Genomic DNA, 9623 nt, shown 5'->3' on the forward strand with positions numbered 1-9623 from the left:
ATAGGCAAATAGCTAAACTAATCAGCGGCCCTGCCACGCCTCCCACAACTGTGCGTACCGTCCACCGGCCGCGACCAGCTCCTCGTGCGGACCCTGCTCCAGGATTTTTCCGTGTTCGAGCACCACTACGCGGTCGGCCGCAGCTGCCTGAGTCAGGCGATGCGCGACGATCAACGTACTGCGACCCTTCGTCGCGGCTTCGGCGGCAGCTTCGAGTTCTCGCGCACCGGAACTGCCCGCTTCCGCGGTGGCCTCGTCCAACACCGCGACGGCCGGGTCGGCGAGAACCAAACGCGCCAAGGCCAATTGCTGCGATTGTGCCGCGGTCAACTGGTGCCCGCCCTCGCCGACGGCGGTATCGAGTCCGTCTTCGAGCGCCTCGACCCACCCCCAAGCGCCGACGGTCCGCAACGCGGCTTCGACGTCGGCGCGTTCGGCGTCCGGCGCAGCCAACCGCACGTCGTCGATCAACCGGCCGGCGAAAACGTGCACTTCCTGACTGACGATTGCGACGTGACGACGTAAGCCCTCACTGCCCAGCGCGTCCAGCGTTGCGCCGCCGACGCGAACCGACCCGGACGTCGACGCGATCGAGCCGGCCGCGATGGCCGCGATCGTCGATTTGCCGGCACCGGTGGACCCGACCAGCGCCACCGTCTCACCCGCAGCGACGTGCAGGTTCACTCCGTGCAACACATCGTGCCCCTCCTCGTACGCGTGCCGTAGATCGGCGACGTCCAGGGTGGCATCGGCGGGCACGGAACCGTCGCCCACCGGCCGTTCGTCGGGAATGTCGACGACGCCGACCAGACGGGCCAACGACGCACCGGCAGACTGGATGTCGTCGAAGGTGAACAACAACGTGCCGATCGGATTGAACAGGCGGTGGAACAGCAAGGCCGCGGCCGTCGTCTCACCGACGGTGACGTAATCGCCTCGTACGAGCAGGAACCCGGCCAGCAGGATCACCGACAGTCCTACGCATTCGGCACGGTTGCTGCGCGAGCCGAAGCGGGTGAAGAGTCGAAAGACCTCGAGGCCGATGTCTCGGGCCTTGGCCGACGACCGGTCGATGTCGCTCAGATGGGCAGACTCGAGTCCGTACGCGCGCACCGTCTTTGCACCCTGCATGCTGCTGACGAACGACTGCGCACGCTCGCCCATCGCGACGCGCTCGGCCGCATACAGCGGAGCCGACCGCGGCAGATACCACCGCAGCGCCAGCACGTACATCGGCAATGCCACCAGCCCCGCGAGGCCGAGACGCCAGTCGATTCCCAGCATCGTGATCATGCTCAGGCACACGAGCAGGAACGCTCCGACGAGCTGCGGGATCACCTCGCCGATCGACTTCGCCATCACTGCGACGTCGTCGCCCACTCGAGAGAGCAAGTCGCCCTTGCCTACTCGTTCCAACGTCGCCACCGGCAGATGCAGGGCGCGCCGGACGACGGCTTCGCGCAACGAGGCCAGGATTCCCTCGCCCAGTGTGCTGATCAGATAACCGCTGAATCCGGTGACGATTCCGCCGATCACCGCAGCCACCGAGATCACCACGACGACGCCGATGATCGTCGACGTGTCGGCTCCGTCCCGGACGCGGTCGACCAAGACCCCCAGGACATAGACCGGCACCAGCGACATCGCCGCGGCGATTGCACCGAGGAGCAGCGTCACCGCCGTACGCACCCGTCGTAGTTTCAGCTGTTCGAGCAGCCACTTCCCGGACCGTGCTCCGGTGGCGATCGGAAGGAGTTCGGGGGTGGTCATCGCAGCACCGTCTCCCTGTACTGCGCATCCGAGGACGCGAGATCGTGGTGCGTTCCCTCGGCGACGACGCGTCCGCCGTCGACGACGAGAACGCGATGGGTCACCGACAGCAGCGCTGGACTGGTGGTGATGAGGATGGTTGTCTGCGTAGTACTTTCGGTGTGCCGGAGTTCGGCGATACCGCGAGCGATGGCATGTTCGGTGACGGCGTCGACGGCCGTGGTCGGGTCGTGCAACACCAGGACCGGCGCGTCGACCGACAGCGCCCTCGCCAAGGCGACTCGCTGGCGTTGGCCGCCGGACAGGCTCGCTCCACGGTCGGTGACGGCGTGGTCGAGGCCGGCCTCGTGCAGTTCCACGACGTCGGTGGCCGCGGACGCCTGCAGCACTCGGTCGAGTTCGGCCTCGGGCCGCTCGCGCCCCGCGGTGACGTTGCTGCGGACGGTGCCGGCGAACAGGTCGGTGAGGTGCGGCTCGACGAGGACTGTCTCGCGGGCGCGTCGGAGGTCGATCTCTCCCGTCCGGATCCCGCCGATACGTACCGTTCCGGTGTAGTCGGACTCGGAGATCTGGCCGGACAGCAGCGCAGCGATCGCTTCACCGTCCTGCGGCCGGTAGGCGACCACTCCGAGCATCTCACCCGGTGCGGCCCGGAAGGCGAGGCCGTCGAGCGATCGGAACCGAACGTCGTCGACAGCAATATCGGTGCCTACCGGAGCCGTTGACTCCGACTGCGGTAGAACGTGTTCCGCACCGAGTACGAGGGCGAGACGATCAGCTGATCCGCGCACCATCGCCACCACTCCGGGGATCTTCGACAATCCGGTGAGAGGTTCGATGACGAACTGGGACAAGCCGATGACGGTGATCAACTCGCCGACCGAAATCCGGCCCTGCAGCGCGAACCAGCCTGCGGTACCAGCGATTCCGACGGCCAGTAGCGCGTTGACCGCCGCAGCGAGGCCCTGATAGACGTTGTTGGCGCGGGCCAGCTTCAGCGTTGCGGCCAATGCCGTTCGGCTCGACGTCACGAATCGCTCGGTCGCGGCGTTCTCGGCCCCGATCCCGCGCAGGGGCCGCACTCCGCTGACCAGATCGGTGGCCATCCCCGATACCCCGGCGATCTCGGCCTGCTGTGTGGTGGCCGCACGGGTGAGCAACGGGGCGAGACGCTGCAGCGCGATCAGGATGACCGGGGTGCCGATCACGACGGCCAAGCCGAGGGGAATGTCGATGACCAGCAGGGCCACCGCCGACGCGATGACAGCCACCGCAGACGCGAAGACCCGGGCGATCAGATCGAGGATCCACGACTCCTTCTCGGCATCGGACGTCGACACCGTCAGCAGCTCCCCCGCAGACAGCTCAGTCCGCAGTCCCCGGGGATCGAGGACGCGTCCGGCCACCTCGACGCGCACCAGGTGCGCCTCCCGCTCGATCGCGACGACGATGATGCGAGCACCGATGCGCCACGCGTACGACAGGGTGACGAACAGGGCCGCCAGCCCGACGAGCGAGATGACCATCGCCGTGACGTCGCCGGTGTCGATGGCCCGCGAGACGATGAGACCGATGGCGACCGGGACCATCGTTTCGCACAGTTGATGCACCCCGAACAGCATCGACGAGCCGATCAAGCGGGCACGATGCCGTCGTACGGTGCGACGGAGAATCGCGGAGCCGGTGGCAGGAGGAGGGGCCTCCACCACCGTTCGAGCAGGGAGGAGCGGTACAGAATCGGTCATTTGCTGCAGCCTATGGCATCGGGAACTGGCGATGGGGTGCCACATTTACATAGAGTCGTGGCCAGGAACACCACGTAAGTCCAGTAGAGAGTACGGAGAACACCATGCCTGCCAAGACCTCCACCGACAACGACATCGCCGACGAAGACATCGTCCCACTCGAGTACGAGACGGCCAGCCAGGCTCAGCGCGTCGTCGCTGCCTACGCCACCGATGCGGACGAATGCCGCATGTTGTTGTCGATGCTGGGTATAGACCCCGTAGCGAAGACCGACTGACAGGTTTTCGCAGGGCTGTTTCCCAGGGATCTACAAGCGGATTGGACAGTTGTGGCTGACGCCTCGCAGGGTTCGGATTTTGTCGTCGTAGCCAACAGGTTGCCCGTCGATCTGGAAAAGCTTCCGGACGGAAGCACGCGATGGAAGCGAAGCCCCGGCGGGTTGGTCACCGCCCTCGAACCGATCCTGCGCGCCAACAAGGGTGCCTGGGTGGGATGGGTCGGCGTGTCCGACGTCGACGTCGAGCCGTTCGTCGAGGACGACCTGCAGCTGCGGCCGGTGCCGATCAGCGAGAAGGAATACACCCAGTACTACGAGGGCTTCTCCAATGCCACCCTGTGGCCGCTCTACCACGACGTCATCGTCAAGCCGGAGTACGACCGCGACTGGTGGAACGCTTACGTCGAGGTGAACCGTCGCTTCGCCGAGAAGACATCAGAGGCCGCGGCGCAGGGCGCGACGGTCTGGATCCAGGACTACCAGCTCCAGCTCGTTCCGAAGATGCTGCGGATGCTGCGCCCCGATCTGACCATCGGGTTCTTCCTGCACATTCCGTTCCCGCCGATCGAGCTGTTCATGCAGATGCCGTGGCGCACCGAGATCGTCGAGGGACTCCTCGGTGCCGATCTCATCGGGTTCCATCTGTCCGGCGGCGCGCAGAACTTCCTCTACCTTGCCCGACGCCTCGCTGGGGGAACCACGTCCCGCGGAACCGTCGGAGTGCGGTCCAAGCTCGGCGTCGTGCAGGTCGGCTTCCGGACCGTGCGTGTCGGGGCCTTCCCCATCTCCATCGACTCGGGCGACCTCGACACCAAGTCTCGCTCCAAGGCCGTCCGTGATCGCGCGAAGCAACTCCGCAAGGACCTGGGAAACCCGAAGCGCATCATGCTCGGCGTCGATCGACTCGATTACACCAAGGGAATCGACGTCCGGCTCAACGCTTTCCGCGAGTTGCTCGAAGAGGGCCGCGTCGACCCCGCCGAGAACGTCATCGTGCAGTTGGCCACGCCCAGCCGGGAACGCGTCGAAAGTTACGTAGCGATGCGCGGCGAGATCGAGCAGCAGGTGGGCCGGATCAACGGCGAATACGGCCAGGTGGGTCATCCCGTGGTGCACTACCTGCACCGGCCGATCCCCCGCGACGACCTGCTGGCCTATTTCGTCGCCGCCGACGTCATGCTGGTCACGCCACTGCGCGACGGCATGAATCTCGTCGCCAAGGAGTATGTGGCCTGCCGCAGCGATCTCGGTGGCGCGCTCGTACTCAGCGAATTCACCGGTGCCGCAGCAGAACTGCGCCAGGCATACCTGTGCAATCCACACGACCTGGACAGCGTGAAGGACGCCATCATCGGCGCGCTCGAACAGGAACCCGAGGCAGGAAAGCGCCACATGCGTGCCATGCGTCGGCAGGTGCTCGCGCACGACGTCGACCGCTGGGCCCGTTCCTTCCTGACCGCGCTCGCACAACCTGCGGAGGGCTCGAACCCCACGCAGCGTTAAATCGCTTTCCTTCCGACCGTCGACGGCTGCAACTTTGCCGTCGACGGTTTTTTCATGCATGCCAGAAGTGAGGAGGTGGGCATCGTGGCCACCTGGACGACAACACCCCCGAGCCCTCGTTCCTCCTCCCCGAAGGATCTCGCATGTCTTCACTCGACCATTACGGTCTCGATCAGCACTGGCTGACCGAATTCGAAAACCATTCTCGGAACAGAATTCTCGCCCGTGTCGTACGCGTCGACCGCGGCGAGTTCGACGCCGTCACCGACAGCGGCATCGTCCGATGCACCGGCAGCAACACCTGCACCGGGGATTGGGTGACCCTGGACGAGAACTCGTTCCGCCTGATGTCCATCCTCCCCCGCCGGACGGCCATCGAACGCGCCTCCGCCGGATCCACTTCCGAGGCACAAGTTCTCGGAGCCAACGTCGATACCGTCGTGGTCACCGTCGCGTCGGACACGGCCCTCGACCTCGGTCGCGTCGAGCGCTACATCACCCTCGCCTGGGGCAGCGGCGGCGTCCCCGTTCTCGCGATCACCAAGAACGACAGCGGCAGCGTCGACGAAGAACGAATACTGGCAGCCGCACCGGGTGTCACCGTATGCAGCACGAGCGCTGTCTCGACCGGCGGAATCGACTCACTGACAGGACATCTGCGAGGCACGGTCGCACTGATCGGGCCGTCGGGATCCGGCAAGTCGACGCTCGGCAACGCCCTTCTGGGCGGCTCGGCGTTCGCAACCGGTGCCACCCGCGACGCCGACGGCAAAGGCAGGCACACGACGGTGCATCGGGAGTTGGTGCCGATTCCGGCGTCCGGCCTCGTTCTGCTGGATACCCCGGGTCTGCGGTCGGTGGGTATCCAGGGATCGGAAGATGCTGTGGCGAGCGCCTTTTCCGACATCGAAGAACTGGCCGCACTGTGCCGGTTCGGTGACTGTGCGCACGAACACGAGCCCGGATGCGCAGTGCTTGCCGCCGTCGACGCGGGCGAGCTCACCGAACGCAGACTCGGCAACTACCGAAAGCTGCTGCGGGAGAACGCCTGGGCCACCTCGAGGCACGACGCCAAAGCTCGCAGCGAGAAGCTGCGCGAGTACAAGCAGATCTCGAAGTCACTACGTCGGAAATACGCCGCCGACGGTAGAGGGAGGTAGGTCAGCTCTCGTCGAACAGTGAGGGACTGTCGGTCTCCGCCTCGGCCTGCCGAGCCGAACCTTCACTGCTCGACGCCTTGCGCACCACCTCGACCGTGGTGGTGCGCACCGACAACCGATGCCCGTCGTGGTGTTCGAGCAACGCCAAACCCTGACGAATCTCGAGCACCTTCCACGGGCCGGCGTGCCCGGACGCCTGAACCAGGTCGCCTGGTGCGATCTCGGAAGCCACTGTTGTTCTCCATTCGGCGAGCGATCGGGTTCGAGCAAGTCTGTGACACACACCCTATCGGGCACGCATCTGGGCGCACTCACTTGCTCGGTGAACAAATTAGGAGTACTCATGTAATAGTTATAGATATACAAGCATTATCGCGGAGGTGAACGTGGCCGAGTTGACTCGACGACACCGGTATCTCGTGCTCGGCATCTGCTGCCTGAGCCTGTTTCTCGTCAGCACCGACAACACGATCGTCAACGTTGCACTGCCGTCGATGCGCGCCGACCTGAACGCATCGGTATCGGGCCTGCAGTGGATCATCGACGCATACACGCTGGTCGTCGCCTCGCTGCTGATGCTCGGCGGCTCGATGGCCGACAAGTTCGGACGCAAACGTTTCTTCCTGATCGGGACCGGAACGTTCGTGGTCGGGTCCCTGCTGTGCAGCATTGCACCGTCACTGGGCTGGCTCGTCGCCTTCCGCATGCTGCAGGCCGTCGGCGGTTCGATGATGAATCCCGTCGCGATGTCGATCATCACCAATACCTTCACCGACCCGAAAGAGCGTGCCGGGGCCATCGGAATGTGGGGTGCTGTCGTCGGGATCTCGATGTCGGCGGGCCCCGCGCTCGGCGGCATCCTCGTCACCGGAGCCGGCTGGCAATCGATTTTCTGGATCAACGTCCCGGTCGGCATCTTCGCACTGGCGATGACGGTGAAGTTCGTCCCCGAATCCAAAGCCGAGCACGCGAGAAAGTTCGACCCGGCCGGTCAATTCCTCATCTTCGCGTTTCTCGCCTCGCTGGTGTTCACCATCATCGAAGGGCCTGCGAAGGGCTGGGGATCACCGCTGATCGTGCTGACCGGTGCCATCGCGGTGGGTTCCCTCGTCGGCCTGCTGGTGGTCGAGTCGCGGATCGAGGAACCCCTGATTCAACTGAGGTTCTTCCGTAGCGCACCGTTCAGCGGAGCGACGGTGATCGCCGTGTGCGCGTTCGCTTCCCTGGGCGGATTTCTGTTCCTCAACACCCTGTACCTGCAGGACGTGCGCGGCTACTCCCCGCTGCATGCCGGTCTCTACACTCTGCCGATGGCCTTGATGACGCTGATCTTCGCGCCGATCTCCGGCCGCATCGTCGGCACCCTGGGTGCGCGCATTCCGCTGCTCGTTGCCGGAATCGGATTCGTGGCCTCGGCGCTGATGCTCACCCGACTGACTCCGACGACGTCGTTCGCGTGGCTGGCGGTTGCCTACGTGATCTTCGGAATATCCTTCGGCATGGTCAATGCTCCGATCACCAATACCGCGGTGTCCGGAATGCCGCGCAGCCAGGCCGGAGTCGCGTCCGCCATCGCGTCGACCAGTAGGCAGGTGGGTCAGTCGCTCGGCGTGGCCGTCGTCGGCTCCATCGTCACCGCGAGCATCGTCGGTGAGATCTCCGACGGTTTCACCGCCGCTGCCGTGCCCGCGTGGTTCGTCATCGCAGGCGCAGGCGTGGTCGTCACCGTGCTCGCCTTGGTCACCACCGGCCGGTGGGCCCGCTCGACCGCCGAGAACATCGGCCGTCCGGTGCTCGTATGACCGCCGACGCAGCGCATGTCTGGCGCGAGATGCGCTCACTGATGCTCGAGAAACACGACACCCGACGGGCCGTCGCCGACGCCACCGGCATGAGCTTTCTGCGGGCGAAGCTGCTCACCAAATTGCTCGCGGGAGATCGGACGGTGACCGAGCTGGCCGAGATTCTTGCGTCCGATGCGCCGTACGTCTCCCTCAACGTTCGCGAGCTCGAGAAGCGCGAATTGGTGGTGCGCACCGAAGATCCCGAGGATCGCCGACGCCGCATCATCGGGCTCACCGATGCCGGCCGTCGCCTTGCGGAGAAAGCCAGAACAATCGCCGACGCCCCGCCGCCGGAATTCACGACGGTATCTGCGGCGGATCTGGCACATCTACGACGGATTCTGCAGCTGCCCTGATCTGTTAGGACAGCGCTTCAGCGGCGGATGGACTCGAGTGGGGTGCCGGTCTCGACCAGGGCCCGTACGGTCGCCGCTTCCATTCCCGGGGATCCGCACACCAAAATTTGGCTGTCCAGGAATGGCCCCTGGGTGGCGACGACGTCGGCCATACTGCCTTCCCAACAGTGCTCGGGCTCGAAGAACGCGGTGGTGGAACCGATTTCGTCACGGATGCGGTCGTTCCATCGATCCGGAGCCCACGGCTCGTTCAGTTGATCGACGACGGGAACGACGGTCAACCACCGCAATTGCGACGCCATCAACCACAGCATGTCCCCGGCATACAGGTCGCGAGGTGATTTTCCGCCGACGAACAGCGTGACGTTGGGCGGCTGCTCCCAGCGCGTGAGATCGAGCAGAATTGCCCGCAACGGAGCGAGGCCGGTGCCGCCCGCGATCATCACGACGTCGCGACCCGAGTCGTCGACACGCAGACCGCCTTGGGGATCGCTGATCTGCCAGACATCACCTGGCCGCGTCTCGTTGACGATCGACCCGCTCACCCATCCAGCGGGAACGGCTCGGACGTGAAATTCCAGTTTGCCGTCGAGCGAGGGCGGCAGCGCGGGTGAGTATCGCCGCGTCAGAGCTGAGTTCTGGGGAACTGTCACCGATACCGACTGGCCTGCCGTGAACGGAACCACATCGCCCTCGAGTCTGATGACCGCGAGGTCGTTCCGAAGGCGGTGATACTGAACGACCGTCGAACTCCACGCCTGCATGCCGACCAGGATAGGGGTCGGGGGCGGGTGTCTCGCAAACGCGCGCAAGGTTCGGCACCGCTGCCCCGCTCGCCGGCGCAAACGCGCGCGCGTTTGCTGAACGCCGCTCAATGTCAAGCTGTCTGGAGTCGGTTGTTGTTGATTCCGACGGTTGCGGGCGGTTGTGGTGTGCACGGGCGGCGGCGGAACCTCTCGGGGTGTCG

General features: G+C 65.1%; 9 protein-coding genes. 5 read left to right on the forward strand and 4 right to left on the reverse strand.

The features are described from left to right. Positions 1-21 precede the first annotated feature (21 nt). Together CH305_RS04285 and CH305_RS04290 are read right to left on the reverse strand one after the other, a co-directional pair. The gene (locus tag CH305_RS04285; protein WP_094702861.1) at positions 22-1770 is read right to left on the reverse strand and encodes an ABC transporter ATP-binding protein; all 1749 of its coding nucleotides are present in this window, start codon (positions 1768-1770) and stop codon (positions 22-24) included. Further along, positions 1767-3515, reverse strand: coding sequence for an ABC transporter ATP-binding protein (locus CH305_RS04290; RefSeq protein ID WP_179278181.1), 1749 nt, complete (start codon positions 3513-3515; stop codon positions 1767-1769). Before CH305_RS04290 ends, CH305_RS04285 begins: the two co-directional genes overlap by 4 nt. A 104-nt stretch (positions 3516-3619) precedes the next feature. On the opposite strand from CH305_RS04290, the gene CH305_RS28920 reads away from it, so the two are divergent. From CH305_RS28920 to rsgA, 3 genes are all read left to right on the forward strand, one after another. Continuing rightward, the gene (locus CH305_RS28920) at positions 3620-3793 is read left to right on the forward strand and encodes a hypothetical protein (protein WP_008710019.1); all 174 of its coding nucleotides are present in this window, start codon (positions 3620-3622) and stop codon (positions 3791-3793) included. Positions 3794-3844: 51 nt separating this feature from the next. Beyond that, the gene (locus CH305_RS04295) at positions 3845-5296 is read left to right on the forward strand and encodes a trehalose-6-phosphate synthase (RefSeq protein ID WP_032376219.1); all 1452 of its coding nucleotides are present in this window, start codon (positions 3845-3847) and stop codon (positions 5294-5296) included. A gap of 143 nt (positions 5297-5439) precedes the next feature. Continuing rightward, complete coding sequence (gene rsgA / locus CH305_RS04300; protein WP_094702863.1) at positions 5440-6456, forward strand: ribosome small subunit-dependent GTPase A; 1017 nt, start codon at positions 5440-5442, stop codon at positions 6454-6456. Between the two features lies 1 nt (position 6457). On the opposite strand, the gene CH305_RS04305 is transcribed toward rsgA, so the two are convergent. Then, positions 6458-6688, reverse strand: a complete 231-nt coding sequence (locus CH305_RS04305; protein ID WP_032376217.1) for a hypothetical protein — start codon at positions 6686-6688, stop codon at positions 6458-6460. A 154-nt stretch (positions 6689-6842) separates the two neighbouring features. On the opposite strand from CH305_RS04305, the gene CH305_RS04310 reads away from it, so the two are divergent. Both CH305_RS04310 and CH305_RS04315 read left to right on the forward strand, forming a co-directional pair. Next, positions 6843-8258 (forward strand): MFS transporter, encoded by a 1416-nt coding sequence (locus CH305_RS04310; RefSeq protein ID WP_094610986.1) that lies wholly within the window; start codon positions 6843-6845, stop codon positions 8256-8258. Then, positions 8255-8656 (forward strand): MarR family winged helix-turn-helix transcriptional regulator, encoded by a 402-nt coding sequence (locus tag CH305_RS04315; protein WP_032405541.1) that lies wholly within the window; start codon positions 8255-8257, stop codon positions 8654-8656. Before CH305_RS04310 ends, CH305_RS04315 begins: the two co-directional genes overlap by 4 nt. A 17-nt stretch (positions 8657-8673) precedes the next feature. Here the strand turns inward: CH305_RS04315 and CH305_RS04320 are convergent, their stop codons facing one another. Further along, positions 8674-9420 carry an FAD-binding oxidoreductase gene (locus CH305_RS04320; RefSeq protein WP_094702865.1) on the reverse strand — a complete coding sequence of 249 codons (747 nt, stop codon included), beginning with the start codon at positions 9418-9420 and terminating at the stop codon, positions 8674-8676. Positions 9421-9623: the final 203 nt, after the last annotated feature.

The sequence above is a fragment of the Rhodococcus sp. 15-649-2-2 genome (assembly GCF_002258645.1).
Lineage (GTDB): Bacteria > Actinomycetota > Actinomycetes > Mycobacteriales > Mycobacteriaceae > Rhodococcoides.

Coding starts and splice junctions, on each gene's coding strand:
- CH305_RS04285 (WP_094702861.1), bottom strand. CDS start 1,770: ATGACCACCCCCGAACTCCTTCCGATCGCCACCGGAGCACGGTCCGGG.
- CH305_RS04290 (WP_179278181.1), bottom strand. CDS start 3,515: ATGACCGATTCTGTACCGCTCCTCCCTGCTCGAACGGTGGTGGAGGCC.
- CH305_RS28920 (WP_008710019.1), top strand. CDS start 3,620: ATGCCTGCCAAGACCTCCACCGACAACGACATCGCCGACGAAGACATC.
- rsgA (WP_094702863.1), top strand. CDS start 5,440: ATGTCTTCACTCGACCATTACGGTCTCGATCAGCACTGGCTGACCGAA.
- CH305_RS04315 (WP_032405541.1), top strand. CDS start 8,255: ATGACCGCCGACGCAGCGCATGTCTGGCGCGAGATGCGCTCACTGATG.
- CH305_RS04320 (WP_094702865.1), bottom strand. CDS start 9,420: ATGCAGGCGTGGAGTTCGACGGTCGTTCAGTATCACCGCCTTCGGAAC.